The organism is Haematobacter missouriensis (assembly GCF_000740775.1).
Taxonomy (GTDB): domain Bacteria; phylum Pseudomonadota; class Alphaproteobacteria; order Rhodobacterales; family Rhodobacteraceae; genus Haematobacter; species Haematobacter missouriensis.
Window position 1 is genome coordinate 1 of the sequence record NZ_JFGS01000021.1, and the last position, 15,480, is coordinate 15,480.

Genomic DNA, 15,480 nt, shown 5'->3' on the forward strand with positions numbered 1-15,480 from the left:
CCTTCGAGCGCCATTCGGTGATCTTGCCGCCCTCGTTCTCGATCCGGGCACGAGGAACCCGCACCGTCTCAGTGCCGAATGTGCCGGTCAGCTGCCGATCGCGATGCCCTTGGCCCGCTCGTTGCCGCGGCCGTAACGGAGCCGTCCAAGAAAGTCGGCCAGTTCCTCTTCGAACATGGACTCAATGGTGGCACGGACATTTGCCCGAAGGCGATCCTCGATCGGATCATACGCCCCTGCGTCGGGCAGTAGCGAAAAGGATGAGCTGTCGGTATTCTGCTTCATGGCGTGATCTCCCTGGCGGTTGCCGCCGCCGGTTGGGTGGGTGTTGGTTCACCCGGAGATTACGCCGCCAGCCAATTTCCACCACTTCCGAGACACGACCAAGCTGCGAGGGCGAATACGGTCGCCCTCGCAGCCAACTTCACGCCTCGGCGCGGGTCTGGTGACTGGGGTTTTCTTTCGAACTCAGATCGCCCGCTCTGAATGGAGTAGAAATCGCCGCGATGAGCTCTGCGTCCTCGCCGATGCCCGCATTTGGTGTAGTCAGCAGAGTGTCGCCGTAAAAGATCGAGTTCGCACCGGCGATCAAGCACAGGATCTGTGCCTCGCGGTTCAAGCTCGAGCGCCCTGCCGACAGCCGCACAATCGAGGCGGGCATCACCAGTCTGGCAGTGGCGACCATACGGACCAGTTCCAGCGGGTCGATGGGGGCCCGTCCGGCCAGCGGCGTTCCCGCGACCGGCACCAACGCATTGATCGGCACGCTTTCCGGATGCGGCACCATCGTCGCCAGCGTCTGCAACATCGAGGCGCGATCCCGCACGCTCTCGCCCATGCCAATGATACCGCCACAGCAGAGCTCGATGCCGTAACTACGCACCGTCGCCAGCGTATCCAGTCGGTCCTGATAGGTGCGGGTGGTGATGATCTTGCCGTAGAATTCGGGGCTGGTGTCGAGGTTGTGGTTATAGGCCGTGAGGCCAACCTCTGCGAGGCGCTCGGCCTGATGGGGTTTGAGCATGCCGAGGGTGACACAGGCCTCCATCCCGAGCGCCCTGACCCCCGCCACCATCTCGACCACGGCGTCGAAATCGCGACCGTCGCGCACCTGTCGCCAAGCCGCCCCCATGCAGAAACGCTCCGCCCCGGCACTACGCGCGGTGGCGGCCATGTCGATAACTTTCGCCGGATCCATAAGACGCTCACGGGTCAGCTCCACATCGCGGTGATGCGCCGATTGCGGACAATAGGCACAGTTCTCAGGGCAACCGCCAGTCTTGATCGACAGCAGGCTGGCCTTCTGCAGGCGGTTCGGGTCGTGGTGCGCGCGATGCGCGGCATTCGCCATCCCGACAAGCTCGAGCAGGGGCAGCTCATGCAGTGCAAGGATTTCATCGGTTTTCCAGTCGTGGCGCAGCGCACTGCTTGCGGATGTATCCAGCCTCACTTGAGCCCCCGCAGTCGCGCCATCCCCTGAGCCGCAAGCCCTACAACAGCGATCTTGGCGAGATCTCCGGCGAGGAAGGGCAGGACTCCGACGGCCATAAGCTGCTCCGATGGCACAAAGGCCGACAGCCAGATCAGGCCAAACCCGTAGACCACGCCAAGCCCGGTCAGCATCGCAAATGTCTGGCCAAGCCAACCCCGTCCCACAGCTAGCCATCCGGTTACGCCCGAGGCGAGCAGATAGCCGACAAGGTAGCCGCCGGTTGGACCGGCAATATAGGTCAGACCCAGACCGCGCGCAGGCGAGCCCGCGAATACCGGCAAGCCGGCGGCACCCGCCGCGAAATATACGGCGAAGATAGCCACTGCCATGCGCGGGCCGAGCAGGAGGGCAAAGGCCATGACCGCCATCGTGTGCAATGTCATCGGGACCGGCCAGAACGGGATTTGCACCTTGGCAGAAATCGTCATCAACGTGACGCCCGCAATGCCGATGGCCAGCGGGCGAAATACGCGGGCCAGGGGCGTTACAGTGCCAGAATACGGTGTGATTGTGGGCATTGGACCCTCCAAATTATCTATAATATGACGAATCCGTCGTTGCATAGGCACATGGATGGGGGTCTTCTGCAAGACCCCTCGCACTATTATAGATAATTATCGGAGCAGCTATCGCCCCCTTGGCCCCGTCCACTGCACATGGCGCGCAAGTATGGCGCAAGCGTTCATGGTGTCGCCAGCGCGAAGAGCGGCCAGGATAGCGCGGTGATCGCGATCGGTTGGGGCTTCCCATTCTGCCCGCCAGCCCGAAAACAGAAAGCGCGCGCTGGCGGCATGCAGATCATCAATACTGCGCATCAGGCGCGGCATATCGCAGGGCTCGAGGATCAGCCGATGAAAGCGCCGGTTGGCTTCCTCCCAACTCTGCACATCTGGGGCGTGGTCACCAACCCGCGTTGCTTCCTCAGCTTTATCAAGAATTGCCTTGGTCAGATTGGGCGCAGCATTGCGGAGCGCCATTGTCTCAAGTGCCGCGCGCATTCCAGCGACCTCTCTGACCTCCTTGGGGCTGAAGCCGGCAACCCGCACGCCACGACGCGGCTCGCTGATGGCAAGTCCCTGCGCCTCCAGGCGACGAAACGCCTCTCGCACAGGGACATGGCTGGCGCCAAATTCTGTGGCGATGTGATCCTGACGCAGTTTGTCGCCGGCACAAAGCGTGCCTGCAATAATCCGATCTGCAAGGATGCGGCTGATTTTGTCAGCCAAGGTTTCTTTGGTACTATCCGTCATTAATTATAGATAAAATGAGATTCTCACTTTGTCGATGGTCTTCACAAGGCAGAATCGTCTAGGCCGCCAGATCGGTAGGCAGCGCCCCCATTCCACCTTGCTGTCGGACAACATGAGCCGCGCTCCTGGGATCGGCCAGGGCAACGAGGCCCCTGTCCAATAGGATTTTGGCCCGCTTCCTCAGCGACACGCGCCAGTTCCTTCAGCGCCGAGAATGCCCGCACCACCCCGGCGACGGAGTTCCGATCGGTGATGGTGATGGCCGCAAAGCCAAGCTCGGCCGCGCGCTTCACCAGTTCCTCGGGATGCGAGGCACCACGCAGGAAGGTGAAGTTCGAGGTGACGCAAAGCTCGGCGTGAGGAATCACAGGAACACCCCCTGCGCATACCAGTTCCGAGATCCGGATTGTGGGGTGCGGAACAGCCAGAGCCGCGGCCCCTCATTGGTCTCTATCCGCCAATAGTCCCGCACACCGCTGCGCCATGCCGGATCATCGAACCACCATTCCGGGGTGATCTGCTCGGGGCCATGCGCCCGAAGGGTGGTGAAACCCATCCGGCGCCAGCTGAAGCGGGCGGGAGGGCTGCCAGAGACCTGGGCCAGAGCTTCCGCCGGGAAGAGGGTGATGGGACGGCGGGGGCGGCGTTTCGGGGGAAACGCTTCCGATGCCGTATAGGCAGCAGGGACGGTCAGGAAGCTGCGTTCTGGAATGCGACTGCTGGCGGGCAGAAAACGCTGCACCGCATCGAAACCCAGCCGGTTGCCGATCCGCGAGATCAGGTCGGAAAGCTCATCCTCCGCACGCGCCTGCGCGTTGCCGATCTGCTCGGGAGCCAGCGGTTCGGTCACCGTGGCGGAGAGGCGCAGCCCGTCGATCCCGAAGCCGGAATCCACCTTATCCCCCCCTTGAGGAACAAGGCCGAGATCCGAGCCGGGTCCCGCATTGCGCGGGCTATACCGACGTTAACCAGGGCAGCCGAACGATCTACGCGTGCAGTTCCAGCCGGACAGCCCGGGCCCCCATCTGGGCCGATGTCAGCTTGTCGCAAAGCCGGATCAGAAGACGGTCCAGCACCCCCATCACATCGGCCGTGAGCCCGATCGGCTCGGGCAAGGTCATCCGCACCCCGAAATGCGGCGCATCCGCTTCGGCTGCGACAGGCTCGGCCTGGGTCCCAAGCGCCTGATCGAGACGGCGAAGAAGTTCAGCGCCGAACCGGCGCGCCAGTGGTGCCCGGGGCACAGCGGTCAGGTCGGCGATCTTGTGCAGTCCGAGGCGGGTCAGACCGTCGGCGACCGGAGCTTCAATCCGCAGCGCGCTCACTGGCGTCGGGCCCAGCCGAGAGAGCAACCCGCCTTCCGGGATCACCCCGCCACCACGGCGAGCAAGTGCCCAGGCTCCGCCCCGGGTCTCGGCAATGGCGCTTTTCGATGAGACCCCTGCCCTTTCGAGACGAGCCTCAAGATCGGCCAGAAGCACGACCTCGCCACCGAAGAGATGCGGCCCGCCCGAAACATCGACGATCAACCCATCCGTTCCGTCTTTCGCGGCATGAGGCCCGTAACGGCTGGCCCACCTCCGCAGGCCTTCAAGCGCCCTGCCCTCCCGGATCAGATCGGCGGGCCGCGTGGAGAGCGAGGGCACACCGCACGCGCATCGGTCAGCGGCATGCCAGGGTGGAGCCCGACGGCGCTTGCGGTGCTGTTGAGGCAATGCAGATGTTCCGCGTTCGACGCCCGGAGCGTCAACGCGAAAGGCCCCTCAACGGGGCGGACCCTCAGGCTGATGTCGCTCGCCAGCCTGGGGAACCAGATGGACAGCAGCCGTCGTGCCATTCCAACTCACATCATAGATTCCGATTGTTCCTCTTTTGTTCTTATTAAGGATCCAGCGATGACGAGTCGAGTCCAGAGGCGAGGGTAGCGGATCACATTTCCAGCGGGTCTCGGCGGCACTGCTTCCCCTGCCCTCCTGGATCAGCATCAGGCCAGTGGTGCCTCCGGCCTCGGCTGCCAGCTGGAGCCGCCTGCCCGCGGTCAGTGAGATTGGTTTCTCTGGAGCGGCGATCACCAAAGATACTGGCCGCGCCCGTAGCGCTTCTTCGACCGTCCAGAGCAGATCGGTCTCGCCCCTCGCCTCGATGAAGTGCAACCGCTCGGCAACACCGTCTGGCAGGGATCCCGGCATCGGCCGGTCGCGATCATGCGCCAGCACGATCCAGAAGACCGGCCCTGGCAATCTCGTGGTCTGGAACAGCGCAAAGCCGGTTCGGCCCCGGCCCTCGACTTCGTGGACGCGGCCCTTCACCAGGTGAAGCAAATCATCACTTCCAGCCTGCAGACGGTCACGCAGGTTCCGCACGTGTGCCCTCGGCGGCTATTTCGAGAAGACCATTGGCCAGCGGCCGTTGAAGCTTCAAAGCCTCGCTCGTATCCGCGGTCAGCCAGCAGCGCCATTCATCCGGGCGCGTGAGGATCACCGGCATGGCTTTGGGATGCACTGGTCGAACTGCTTCATTTGGCTCACAGGTCAGAAAGCCGAAGAGGTCAGTTGTCACCTCTCCCTCCTTCAGCTTTCTGACCGAAGTCAACTCGGTGTGGATGCCAGCGAAGAAGGCGATCGGGCGGTCCTTGCCGAGGGCAAACCAGACCGGGTTGTTGCGAGGTGCGCCGGGTCGGGCGTCGAGTTCGGAAAAGCTGGTGAATGGAACGAGACAGCGATGTTCCACGCCAAGCCATCTGCGCCAATGGGGTGAGCTGACATTGCGGATATTTGTGACGCCGGGGTCTGTGCGCTTGCCGGCCAGACAGACGGGTGGCGTCGGCATCCCCCATCGGGCCGTGGTCAAAGTCCAATCCCGTCCTTCACCGCGGGGAATGATCGGCGCGGCATAGTCGGGGAAGATGCCGGATGCAGGCGCGAGATTGCCTGCGGTATCGATCAGATCCTCACCGTCTTCGAGCACGCCCCGAAAGACCTGACGCATCGCGTCCTGGCTTTTGGTCTGAGCGTAAAGATTGCACATCACTCCACCTCGCAGCGTTTCCGCATGAGAACAATCAACGAACCTATCCGATTCCTCACGAACGGTCTATCCTGCTGTTTCAGGGCCACCCGATCACAGTCAGGGATCACGCCCGCAGGACGGATCTCACATAAGCATCAGGGTTGAGGATGGTTCCGATCTGCTTTGCCATGCGGTTTTCAAGCCTGAGAAGTTCCCAAAGCCCGAGCTTGCTTGCAGCGCTGGCGAGGATCTCCTGGCTTACTCTCAGCATGCTTCCGAATTCGAAAGCGATGCGTTTGGCCTCTTGGGCGCTTGTTGGCTCTTCATAGAAAGCGCTGACCTCGGTCAGGGCTCTCCAACTTGGAAGGTCATCGACTTCTCGCTTTCTTTTTTTTGTATCTGAGTCTTGCTCTATGTGGCGGACATTCTGTCCGTCAGAGGCGGGCTTTTGTTCGGTTGGCGGCAGGCCGCAAGTTTTTGCGGTGAGGGCCTGAAAGGCTTGGAGAACCGCTTGGTCTGGAGCGCGGTCCGTGGTGGTCTCCGCGCAGGATTTAGCATCAGCGGCTTCCGCTTTGGAGTGCAGGCGCTGCTCAACCTCTTCAACTTCGTATTGGACGACTGCTTGTGGGGCTGCATGTGACGAGAGGACAGCGGTCAGTTGCGAGAGAGCTGCCCGAGCCTCCACGAGTGTCAGTGAGGTACGCCGCACGAGGTTGCGTAGTCCGTCGATGAAGGTGGCGACAGTGTCGCTCAAGTGGAGTTCGGCGCAGGCCGCGCGAAGTCTGAGGATCTGGGCCCGCAGCCCGCGCAATTCGTCTGCCTCCTCGCGGCGGCGCAGGGCAAGGGCGAGCAACTCGTCGGACTGCGCGAAGAGGGGCGATAGGTCTAGCCCGAAGGCGCCGATCGGTTTGCCGTGCTGCATCACAGGGAAGCGCTTACCATTTGCACTGTCACGGCGCCGGATCAAGCCGGCGGCTTCGAGTGTCTCCAGATGCCGCCGCAACTGGCGGTCGGTGAGGCCCTTGGCGCGGAAGCACAGGGTTTCGTTGCTGGCATAGACCGTGAGCAGGGTGGTCGGAGAAACTGGCATTTCTCGGCCATCTGCGCTCTTGCAGGGAAGACAGCTCAACAGAGCGTCCAAGACAATGACCGCGCCTTGCCGGATGCCGAGATCGCGGCTGCATGTGTTGACCGCGGCCATGATGTCACGACGAGAGATAGGTCGGAATGCTGGCTGCAGGGTGATCGAGCCCATGCCGGGGAGCGAGTGCTCCGCAGATTTGGCACAGTTCGCCTGCGCCCCGGCCGCAAGGACCGTGGATGTGATGTGCTTCATAATGATCAGCAGACAAAACTATCCCGTTCGCTCGGAAGCGTTGCTCTTGATTCGTGATTCGGGGGCTGCTAGATTCAGGGTGTCTAATCGAGAATGCGCTTCGGCGCGGCAGCCTCCGGAGCTTCACAGCTTCGGGGGTTTTGTTTTGTTAGCCTTTCCTCCTTTCTGCTCTGCCTCGTTTGGTTATTCGTCGTCCTGCGGAGAACTTGATCTGAACTCCGCGTAGGATTGTTTGATGAAATCCTGAAGCCGGGTGTCCAGCCAGGAAGCGAACTCGGCAGTTGCTCCGCTTCGCTTTACGGTTAGCGTCACCGAGCTGCGTCCAGAACGGATCGTGACGCCGTCGACTGGGGTGCTCTCGGCGATGTCGTCATGTCGTGCACCGCGCTTTGTCGCCTCGCGAATGAGATGGTCCAAGCGCTCGTCGGAGGTCAGGCGTTCATTTGCGGTCCTCAGGATTCGATCAGCCGTCTTCTCGGTCAGCTTCCCAGCGATGAAGAGTTCTGCCAGCGCAGTCCATTTTGGTCGTCCGGACCTCTGTGCGGCACCAATGAGCGAACCGACGTCTGCAGGTACGGCCTGGGTGACTTTTGTTAGGTGGGAAAGACCTGCGGAGGACAGGTTAAGCACCGCCTTCGCTGTTGTTGGTTGATGGCCGGCATCGAGGATCGCTTGGGCGAACCGGGCCCGCTCATAGAAGGATAGGTTCCTTCGGGCAGCGTTCTCGAGGCCCTTAGCTATGAGCGCTGTAGCGTCATCCAGATCTTGGACGTTGGCTCTGACTTTAATGCCCAGATCACGACACGCGGCGAGCCGGCGTCGTCCGTAAATGACCTCGTAGCGACCTTCTGCCTTCGCCCGACGGATCAGTATTGGCACCTGCTGTCCCTGATCCCGGATGCTGTTCGTAAGGCTCTCGAGGCCGTCATTCGCTTCATCATCGTTTACAGCTGTAAACGGTGTAAGCCGGTCAACAGGTCCCCAGTCGTCGATCAAATTAGGTTCAATCTCGCGAATTGCGGCGAGAGATCCCTGCAGGGCGCCGAGTGCAGGCGCGGTGATCTTGGTCGACCGCTCGGATGGCGAGGTGGTGGAGCGCGCGATCGTACTGGCGATGCCTGTCATCCCGCTGAGTGATTTGCGAGCCATTACTTACGCCCCCAGGTTTGCCGGACCATCGTCTCGATCTCGCGGCCGATAGCGTCCATCGAGCCCCGAGCCCTGTCATATGTTGCCCTGGTCATATCTGAGCGAACTACCTCATAGAGAGACTGTTTGAGCATGGTCGCGTCACTGATTGCCGTGCTCTTGAGAGCGGTGGCTGACATGACGCGATCCTGAAACAGGGCCCGCATGAACGAGGTGATCTGCTGAGATGGGATGTCCGTGGGTTCATCGCGGGTGATGAGAAGCTTAAAGTGATCGTAGTTGAGCTCCGCGCCGGCATCTTCGATGACGCCCATGTAAGCACCTGCCAGTTCAAGGAACTGCGCAGTGGACGAAACGTCCAACATCGATGGGGTCATCGGGACAATTATCGAGGTCGCGGCGGCCATACCGGAAATCGTCAGGAAGCCAAGTTGCGGAGGGCTATCCATCAGGACCAGGTCGTAGTCAGCCTCGACCTGGGCGAGTGCATCGCGGATCCGGAAGTAAAAAGGCCTTTCGGGGTTGGAATGAACCGCGGATTCCGTCTCGAACTCTGACAGGACAAGCCGGGAAGGGGCGATCGCGAGCCCGGGGAAATAGGTTTGCACGATCACGTCTGCCATCGGCGAAGGGTTTTCATATTTGATCGCATCATAAATCGTGAGCCCATCGAACTCGATCTCGGGGCTGATACCACACATGGACGTCAGCGAGCCTTGGGGGTCGAGGTCAACGACCAGTACCCGGTAGCCTTGCAATGCGAGGTAGTGGGCAAGGTGGATCGTCGTCGTGCTTTTGCTCGACCCTCCCTTGAAGTTCATCAGCTGCCAGACTTGAAGCTTTTCGCCCTCCATCCGGCGTGGCAAGTAGTGACCCTTCTTCCGGGAGGTTCGCTCAAGAATCTCGCGCGCCTGCAGTATCTCCTGACCGGAGTAGTAGCGGCGTCCTCCACGGTTGGTTGCGGGTTCTGGCAGAACGCCGTCTGCATGAACTTTCCGCATGAACTGCCCGGAAACATCCAGCAGTTCCGCAACCTCTGGGGCCGAGAACTCGCGAAGTGTCTTGGTGTTGTCTGGAGCGAACGCAGCAAGGAGATGCTCCCTGATCGCGGCGTTCAGTCGCTCAGAGATGTCAGTAGCGAGTGCTGACGGGCGATCCGCGGATAGCGGTGTCACGGGAATCATCTGGTTGCCTCAAATCCGAAAATGTGGCCTTTTTCACGCCACTTGATGACAATGGCGGTGATTCACGGACTTATGTCAAGAGTTTCCTGCATATAGTGTCTATGCTGGCGCACAGAGACTAGATGCATGGCGAGGCTGCCCGAACATTTTACAGTTGTAAACGGTCGCCGCAGATTGCTGAGCTTCTAGGCATGGCTGCCGTCCTGCTGGGGTATGTCAGGAAGGCAAACAAGAGTAAGCGAATCTCCTTAAACCCGCCGCCTTGGACGTGGCCTCTCGACGTTTCTGGCCGCTGCCGAGGCCCCGCTTACCGTACCTGAAGGCTCCGGTGCTCCTTTGGGGCAAGTTGTCTCGGTCTCGAAGGTTTCTGCCAACCCAGATCAGCCCAGAAAGAAATTCGACAGCGAGTCACTGGCTCAACTAGCGGAATCAATCCGGCAGAAGGGAGTGATTCAGCCACTGGTAGGAAGACAGCTACATCAAACTGGTGGCTACCAGATTGATGCAGGAGAGCGCCGTTGGCGTGCGGCCCAATTAGCCGGCCTTTCGGTGGTGCCGGTGGTCGTCAGAGACTTCGACGATGATGAAGTGCTTCAAGTGGCGCTGATAGAAAACATTCAACGGGCAAAATTGAGTCCTCTAGAAGAGGCCGAGGCGTATCGACTGCTGATCTACCGATTTGGGCATACTCAAGAGCAGCTCGCAGATGCGATATCCAAGAGCAGGAGCCATATCGCCAATCTTCTCCGCTTGCTGTCGCTGTCTGAGCCAGTGCTAGAGATGTGTTGCGTGACAAGCGGCTGCCGAGGGGGCAGGCATGTGCGCTGATAACGTCGAAGCTGCCCATTGAGCTCGCACAGTAGGTAGTGGAACAAGGTCTATCGGTTGGCGAGGTTGAGCTTCTCGTCAAGCGCGAGGATCTGCGTCCAGTCGTGAAGCAAAACGTCGGCGGGCAAGTTCAAAATATCAGCCCTGAGCTGCTGCATCGTGTATCGATTGCCATGGGTATGCCTGTCGGCATCTCCCTGACGCGCGGTGGACGGAGAGGAAAACTTGTCGCAAGCTTTGACAGCACCGCTGATGTCGAGCGACTCTGCGAATTGCTCGAGCGTGCAGGGTCTCTGGAGCCGTAGTCGCATCCCGGACGTTTAGTTATAGACCTGCTGCTTTGGTCAGGTTCACCCTGAACCTATCGCGGCGGCGCTGATACCTGCGGGTCATCTCGGCGCTGGCGTGGCCGAGCTGCTTCTGGACATGACGCTCGTCGACCTCGGCTGAGGAGGCGAGACCGGCGCGAAGGCTGTGGCCGGAGAAGAGGGCAGGGCGGTCCTTCTCGGGCAGATCGCCCCGCAGTCCCGCTGTTTGAGCGGCCCGCTTGACCAGCCTTGCGACCTCGCGGTCATTAAGGCGGAACGCGCCGGGTTCCTTTCCGCCGCCGGTGACACGACGGAACAGTGGTCCCTGGCTGATACGCGCGAACTTCAGCCAGTCCTCCAGCGCCTTGACCGGGCAGGTTGCGGGTGACGACCCGCGACCGATCTCGACCTCGCGCCAGCCGGTTTTGCCGCGCAGAGTGACGAGCAACCCGCCGGGCAGAACCTCGATCCAGCCGCGCCCGTCCTCGGTCTGATCCCGGCCCGCGTCCAGCCCGGTGATCTCGGACCGTCGCAATCCCCCGGCAAAGCCGATCAGCAACATGGCCCGGTCCCGCAGGCCCCGCAGGGTGCCCCGATCGCAGGTTTCCAGCATGGCCAAAAGATCCTCGGGCAGGATCGCCTCCTTCTGGCGCGGCGGGGCGGCATGGCTGTTGCGGATGCCGGCAAGGACCGTCGCGATATGACGGTCGCGCCGGTCAAGGTTCAGGCCCCGTTGGGTGTAGGCCCAGACCAGCGCCGAAAGGCGGCGCTCGATGGTCGAGACCGCGTTCTTGCGTCCGCCAACCGATTTCGCGCCGGAAGCGCAGGCGGTGATATAGAGGCCGACGACCTGCGGGTTTGGCGTCAGCGCGTCCAACCCCTCGCGCCGGCCCCATCCGGCGAAATGCTTCCAGTCGGCAGCATAGGCCTTGCGGGTGTTGGCCGAACTTGCGGCCGCAGCATAGCCGCGCGCCCGCTCAGTGAGATCTCGCAGGGCAGGGGGCTGGTGGTCGAGCTGGGCAGGGGAGGGGGCGCCCCTCTTCGCGTCTTCCAGATCGGATGCCTCATCTGTCATGGCCATCTCCTTGGGCGGCACGCGCCGGCGTGTGCGCGCTGAGGCGCGATGCCGCCGGAAAAGCGCAGACAGAAGCTCGCGTTCTGCACGGCCTCGCTGGCGCGTCTTGGGTGGGATTGTCGGTCTGCCGGAGTTTTTGAGACTGAGATTCATTTGTTTTCAATTGTTTGCCTGCGTCGCATTTCTGAGACTGATTCAGGGTATGTGAGATTGGGCACCGATTTGATTCATTGTTTGTGAGACGGCCCGACATCCGCGCACGGAGCAGATCATGTCCGATAATCCTGTTGCTGACAAGGATTGGGAAGAGGCCGAATTTCGCGCCCGGGTGTTGGCGGAGCTGCCTGAACGGCTGAGCCCGAGCGCCGTCGAATGTGCCATGCATCAGCTGAATGTCAGCCGATCCACGCTCTTTCGTCTGGTGAAGCAGTTTCGCGAGGACGGGCGGACCAGTGCACTTCTGCGTAACACGCGTGGGCCGAAGCCGGGCATGCAGCCCCTCGATCCGGCGGTGGAAGAGATCGTATTCCGCCATTTCAAGGGGTTTTATGCCACCCGTCGCAAGCCTGCCAGGACGCGGTTCTGGCGCGAGGTTGCCGCTGATTGTCGGGCGCAAGGGCTGGCGCCGCCCTCGATCCGCCGTTTGGATCGCTGGCTGGAGGGGCGCGACCAAGCTAAGCTGATGTCCCGGCGAGAAGGCAAGGACAAGGCCGAGCGACGCCATCTGGCCACGCCGGGAGGTCTCGCTGCGAGCCACCCGTTGGAAATCGTCCAGATCGACCATACCAAGGCCGACGTAACGGTGGTCGATCCGGTCACGCGGCGCCCGCTCGGTCGCCCGACGCTGACCGTGGCAATCGACGTGAACACCCGCATGATTTTGGGGTTTCACCTGTCACTGGAGCCTCCTTCGCTTCTGGCCGTTGCGCTGTGTCTGACCCATGCGGTGATGGACAAATCGCATTGGCTCACCGCGCGCGGAATCAGCACGGATTGGTCTGCGCAGGGTATCCCGAGCGCAATTTACGTGGACAATGGCGCGGAGTTTCACGCTGGCGCCTTCGAGCGGGCCAGTTCCGAATACCAGATCGATCTGCGGCACCGACCACCGGGAACGCCGCGCTATGGCGGCCATATCGAGCGGCTGATCGGAACGATGATGGGCGCGATTCACCTGCTGCCGGGCTCGCATTTCTCGAACATTTTCGAGCGCGGCGATCTCGATGCCGAAGCCGAGGCGGTGATGACACTCGATGAGCTGGAGACCTGGCTCGCGCTCGAAATCACCGGCTCCTACCATGCGCGGGTCCACAGCGCGCTGGAAACCACGCCTGCGGCGGCTTGGGCGGCGCGGGTGAACGAGGCCCCGATCCGCATGCCCGCCGATCTACAGCAGTTCCTGGTCGATTTCCTGCCCTCCGAGCAGCGGGTTTTGCAGCGCAACGGTCTGCATTTGTTTCACATCCGCTACTGGTCGGACGAGTTGCGCTGGCTGATGGGCCGGGAGAGCCGCAAGTTCACGCTCAAATACGACCCGCGCGATCTCTCGCGCATCTTCGTCCTGACAGATGAGGGGATCATCGAAGCCCGACCGGCGGACCTGACACGGCCAGCGATCACGCTCTGGGAACACCGTGCGGCGCGGCGGTCGCTGCGCGAGGCTGGGCGCCGTTCTGTGGACGAGGAACTGATTTTCAGGACGATCGAGGCGCAGCGCGAGCTCGTCGACACCGCCGTACGGCAGACCAAAGCCACGCGGCGCCATCAGGCGCGGCGGGCGCATCTGGCGCCCCTATCGATGATCGATGTGACACCGGATGCCGCCGCGCGAGATGCCCTGCCCGCGCCGGAAGGGGAGGGGAGCCCGTTCCTCAGCCACCCCGGCTTCAAGGTCGAGGAATGGTACGACGATGACTGAGTTCCCGCATCTCTATCCGGGAGCCGGCAAGATCGCCGCGCTCAGCGCCGAGGACCGTATTCTTCGGATTCGCGCCGACCGCTGGATTTCTTATCCCAGGGCCGAGGCCGCCCTGGAGAAGCTGGAAACGCTGATGTCGTTTCCCGAGCGTGCCCGCATGCCGAACCTGCTCATTGTCGGCGAGAGCGGCATGGGCAAGACGATGATCATAGAGAAGTTCACCCGCGATCACGCGGCCAGCTTCGAGGAGGTGAGCGGACGGCTGCATATGCCGGTCGTCGCCGTACAGATGGTATCCGGGCCCGACGAGCAGCGCTTCTACCGCCGGCTCTTGGCGGCGATTGGTGCCCCGGAACCGCCGCGGGCGACGCTCTCCGTGCTGGAAAGCCTGGCCTTGCGACTGCTCGCCGAGTTGCGCCCAGGGATGCTGGTGATCGACGAGATCCACAGCCTGCAGGCGGGGACGATCCGAGAACAGGCGAGATTCCTGAACATGCTGCGCTTTCTGGGCAACGAGTTGCGCGTCCCGCTGGTCTGTGTCGGTACAGCGCAGGCTCGCAACGCGCTGCGCACCGATGATCAATTAGTGCGCCGCTTCGAGGCCTTCGCATTGCCGCCTTGGCGGGAGGGCGAGGATCTGAACGGGCTGATGAGTACGCTCGCGCGCACGCTGCCGCTCCGACGCGAAAGCCAGATCGACGGACAGGCGCTCACGCGGATCATCAAGGTGACCGGCGGCATCACCTCGGGCATCTTTTCGATCCTGTCGCAGCTGGCGATCGCCGCCATCGAAAGCGGCGAGGAACGCATCCTCTCGCGCGATATTCTGGGCGGCGACCGGTTGCAGTCGGTCCTGGGAGAGCCGGTGTGACGCGGTGCGGGCGCCTGCCGGTTGTCTACGTCCCCGACGCCGACGAGCGGTTGTCCTCCTGGGCCGCGCGCATGGCCCCGTTCTACGCCATGACTGTTTCGGAATTTGTCTCCGCGCTTGGCCTGCAGGGGCACGACGTGTTCGACCTGGAATGGCGTCTTTCGGAAGGGCAGGGGGCTCTGATCGCGGCACGGACTGGCCTTTCGCCTGAAGCTGTGCGGGCGATGACGTTTTGGGATCTGCTGCCTGAAGCGCGTATGATGATCGCGCGCGGGCATGGACGTCGTTGCCCGGCTTGCCCATCGGACATCCGTCGAAGAACCTCGGCGCTGCCTTGGGCCTTTCACTGTGCGGTCCACGTCGCGGACTTACAGGATGCCGCCGGCGGCTCGCTTCCGGCCATATTGGGCACCGGGCCGATGGCCGCATTGGAGAGGGCTGCGAAGGCCGGTGCGACCGTTCTCGAGGCCTGGGCGCATGGCGTCGGGCAGCAGGGCTTCGGCCCGGTCGAGATGCTGGCGCTGCTGACGGCGCGACACCGGCGTGCCTCGCCGCTGTCCCTGAGGGAGCAACCGCGCATGTCGCTCCAGACCCGGCGGGACTACCACGAATTCCTCACGACGCCGATCACTCGACAGGCGCTAACGGTGATCGTTCCCGAATATGATCGGGTGGCCCCGGTGCTGACGAAACCGGTCCTGTCTGGGCCGCGCAGCCTCGCTCAGGGCTCGCTGTTGCAATCCTTCGCGCTGACCGTTGGCATCGGCCGGATCGCTGAAGATCCTGTCGCGCGAGCGATCGACGTTCTGCTCGCCAGTGATGCGGACGGGGAAGGGCGGGTGCAAGCTGTGCTCAGCTCATGGCCTCTCTCGTTGAGAAGGCGTATCTCTGCCCGTCTCTGGCGTGCTCAGCGCGACGAGAGCGCGCGCCAGATCGTTGCGAAACCATCGAGACGGGGTCAGTCTCACAAATACCGGCGCGTCCAGTCTCATGAATACCGCGCCAGAATCTCATGAACCCCGGCATGCTCTTCGACGAAGTGCTTGAATCTCACGAATTC

At 62.1% G+C, this 15,480-nt stretch carries 16 protein-coding genes and 2 pseudogenes; 5 read left to right on the forward strand and 13 right to left on the reverse strand.

Annotated elements, in window-relative coordinates; all coding sequences use genetic code 11:
• The 12 genes and pseudogenes from CG51_RS12685 to repA form a co-directional block, all read right to left on the reverse strand.
• Positions 1–285: pseudogene (locus CG51_RS12685) on the reverse strand (transposase); the annotation flags it as partial.
• 139 nt (positions 286–424) lie between these two features.
• On the reverse strand, positions 425–1,444 hold the full coding sequence (bioB, locus tag CG51_RS12690; RefSeq protein WP_035714096.1) for a biotin synthase BioB: 1,020 nt from the start codon (positions 1,442–1,444) through the stop codon (positions 425–427).
• Positions 1,445–1,446: 2 nt separating this feature from the next.
• Positions 1,447–2,010, reverse strand: a complete 564-nt coding sequence (locus tag CG51_RS12695; RefSeq protein WP_035714005.1) for a biotin transporter BioY — start codon at positions 2,008–2,010, stop codon at positions 1,447–1,449.
• A gap of 108 nt (positions 2,011–2,118) precedes the next feature.
• The gene (locus CG51_RS19590) at positions 2,119–2,742 is read right to left on the reverse strand and encodes a GntR family transcriptional regulator (RefSeq protein WP_084684238.1); all 624 of its coding nucleotides are present in this window, start codon (positions 2,740–2,742) and stop codon (positions 2,119–2,121) included.
• A 179-nt stretch (positions 2,743–2,921) separates the two neighbouring features.
• Positions 2,922–3,107: pseudogene (locus tag CG51_RS19595) on the reverse strand (PHP domain-containing protein); the annotation flags it as partial.
• Positions 3,107–3,637: a hypothetical protein gene (locus CG51_RS21055; protein ID WP_306424946.1), complete on the reverse strand. Its 531-nt coding sequence runs from the start codon at positions 3,635–3,637 to the stop codon at positions 3,107–3,109. The pseudogene CG51_RS19595 and the gene CG51_RS21055, both read right to left, overlap by 1 nt.
• A 91-nt stretch (positions 3,638–3,728) precedes the next feature.
• A complete protein-coding gene (locus CG51_RS21060; protein WP_338085415.1) occupies positions 3,729–4,388 on the reverse strand; it encodes a Y-family DNA polymerase in 660 nt (219 codons plus the stop codon).
• A gap of 117 nt (positions 4,389–4,505) precedes the next feature.
• On the reverse strand, positions 4,506–5,105 hold the full coding sequence (locus tag CG51_RS12710) for an ImuA family protein (protein WP_051911372.1): 600 nt from the start codon (positions 5,103–5,105) through the stop codon (positions 4,506–4,508).
• On the reverse strand, positions 5,089–5,769 hold the full coding sequence (locus CG51_RS12715; RefSeq protein ID WP_035714009.1) for an SOS response-associated peptidase: 681 nt from the start codon (positions 5,767–5,769) through the stop codon (positions 5,089–5,091). Before CG51_RS12715 ends, CG51_RS12710 begins: the two co-directional genes overlap by 17 nt.
• Positions 5,770–5,875: 106 nt before the next feature.
• Positions 5,876–7,006 carry a helix-turn-helix domain-containing protein gene (locus CG51_RS12720; protein ID WP_248783380.1) on the reverse strand — a complete coding sequence of 377 codons (1,131 nt, stop codon included), beginning with the start codon at positions 7,004–7,006 and terminating at the stop codon, positions 5,876–5,878.
• A gap of 264 nt (positions 7,007–7,270) precedes the next feature.
• Entirely contained in the window at positions 7,271–8,236 is a 966-nt protein-coding gene (gene repB / locus CG51_RS12725; RefSeq protein ID WP_035714011.1) for a plasmid partitioning protein RepB, read from the reverse strand.
• Positions 8,236–9,420 (reverse strand): plasmid partitioning protein RepA, encoded by a 1,185-nt coding sequence (gene repA, locus CG51_RS12730; protein ID WP_035714014.1) that lies wholly within the window; start codon positions 9,418–9,420, stop codon positions 8,236–8,238. The genes repB and repA overlap by 1 nt, the downstream gene beginning before the upstream one ends.
• A gap of 336 nt (positions 9,421–9,756) precedes the next feature.
• Here repA and CG51_RS19600 point away from each other — a divergent pair, with 336 nt between their 5' ends.
• Both CG51_RS19600 and CG51_RS20100 read left to right on the forward strand, forming a co-directional pair.
• Positions 9,757–10,248 (forward strand): ParB/RepB/Spo0J family partition protein, encoded by a 492-nt coding sequence (locus CG51_RS19600; RefSeq protein ID WP_158212556.1) that lies wholly within the window; start codon positions 9,757–9,759, stop codon positions 10,246–10,248.
• A 38-nt stretch (positions 10,249–10,286) separates the two neighbouring features.
• Entirely contained in the window at positions 10,287–10,553 is a 267-nt protein-coding gene (locus CG51_RS20100; RefSeq protein ID WP_131389347.1) for a hypothetical protein, read from the forward strand.
• 19 nt (positions 10,554–10,572) lie between these two features.
• Here CG51_RS20100 and CG51_RS12740 read toward each other — a convergent pair whose 3' ends face one another.
• Complete coding sequence (locus CG51_RS12740; protein ID WP_226937282.1) at positions 10,573–11,631, reverse strand: site-specific integrase; 1,059 nt, start codon at positions 11,629–11,631, stop codon at positions 10,573–10,575.
• Between the two features lie 271 nt (positions 11,632–11,902).
• On the opposite strand from CG51_RS12740, the gene CG51_RS12745 reads away from it, so the two are divergent.
• From CG51_RS12745 to CG51_RS12755, 3 genes are read left to right on the forward strand one after another with little or no spacing between them, the layout of a single operon-like run.
• A complete protein-coding gene (locus CG51_RS12745; protein WP_035745595.1) occupies positions 11,903–13,549 on the forward strand; it encodes a Mu transposase C-terminal domain-containing protein in 1,647 nt (548 codons plus the stop codon).
• A complete protein-coding gene (locus tag CG51_RS12750) occupies positions 13,542–14,420 on the forward strand; it encodes a TniB family NTP-binding protein (protein WP_035745597.1) in 879 nt (292 codons plus the stop codon). The genes CG51_RS12745 and CG51_RS12750 overlap by 8 nt, the downstream gene beginning before the upstream one ends.
• Positions 14,417–15,436 carry a TniQ family protein gene (locus tag CG51_RS12755; RefSeq protein ID WP_035745599.1) on the forward strand — a complete coding sequence of 340 codons (1,020 nt, stop codon included), beginning with the start codon at positions 14,417–14,419 and terminating at the stop codon, positions 15,434–15,436. Before CG51_RS12750 ends, CG51_RS12755 begins: the two co-directional genes overlap by 4 nt.
• Positions 15,437–15,480: the final 44 nt, after the last annotated feature.

Bases quoted from the DNA above. Each gene is read 5' to 3' on its own strand.
- CG51_RS12750 (WP_035745597.1), top strand. From the start codon at position 13,542: ATGACTGAGTTCCCGCATCTCTATCCGGGAGCCGGCAAGATCGCCGCG.
- CG51_RS12695 (WP_035714005.1), bottom strand. From the start codon at position 2,010: ATGCCCACAATCACACCGTATTCTGGCACTGTAACGCCCCTGGCCCGC.
- repB (WP_035714011.1), bottom strand. From the start codon at position 8,236: ATGGCTCGCAAATCACTCAGCGGGATGACAGGCATCGCCAGTACGATC.
- CG51_RS12720 (WP_248783380.1), bottom strand. From the start codon at position 7,006: ATGGGCTCGATCACCCTGCAGCCAGCATTCCGACCTATCTCTCGTCGT.
- CG51_RS19590 (WP_084684238.1), bottom strand. From the start codon at position 2,742: ATGACGGATAGTACCAAAGAAACCTTGGCTGACAAAATCAGCCGCATC.
- CG51_RS12745 (WP_035745595.1), top strand. From the start codon at position 11,903: ATGTCCGATAATCCTGTTGCTGACAAGGATTGGGAAGAGGCCGAATTT.
- CG51_RS12715 (WP_035714009.1), bottom strand. From the start codon at position 5,769: ATGTGCAATCTTTACGCTCAGACCAAAAGCCAGGACGCGATGCGTCAG.
- repA (WP_035714014.1), bottom strand. From the start codon at position 9,420: ATGATTCCCGTGACACCGCTATCCGCGGATCGCCCGTCAGCACTCGCT.
- CG51_RS12740 (WP_226937282.1), bottom strand. From the start codon at position 11,631: ATGACAGATGAGGCATCCGATCTGGAAGACGCGAAGAGGGGCGCCCCC.